Here is a 310-nt window from a genome sequence, read left to right as displayed (position 1 = left end):
GCTAAAGCACCAGGTATTCCACCTGCATTTGCAGACTGAAAAGCAGTAAACAGGAATAAAATCACGCTTAAAAAAATCCTCATTCAACGTCTCCTTTTCTCTTTCTACGATAAAATAGTTCTTCCAGTGCACAAAAATTAAAGGTAAACCAGACCACAAAGCCAATAACAACTGACGACCAATAAAAATATCGAATAGAACCGTCAACAGATTCCTGCCAGTCAGCAGCATCAACTAACGTTGTTATACATTTATTTTTTAATACATGTTCAGTTGTGGAGTTTGTCAACTCCATATCCTGTGGTACGCC

General features: G+C 37.7%; 1 pseudogene. It reads right to left on the bottom strand.

Annotated elements, in window-relative coordinates:
* Positions 1-79: 79 nt before the first annotated feature.
* A pseudogene (locus RTW80_RS28410) lies at positions 80-310 on the bottom strand (hypothetical protein); the annotation flags it as partial.

The organism is Escherichia sp. AM3 (assembly GCF_032029835.1).
GTDB classification, from domain to species: domain Bacteria; phylum Pseudomonadota; class Gammaproteobacteria; order Enterobacterales; family Enterobacteriaceae; genus Escherichia; species Escherichia coli.
The sequence above is the reverse complement of the archived record's forward strand: the minus strand, read 5'-3'. Positions and strand labels throughout refer to the sequence as shown.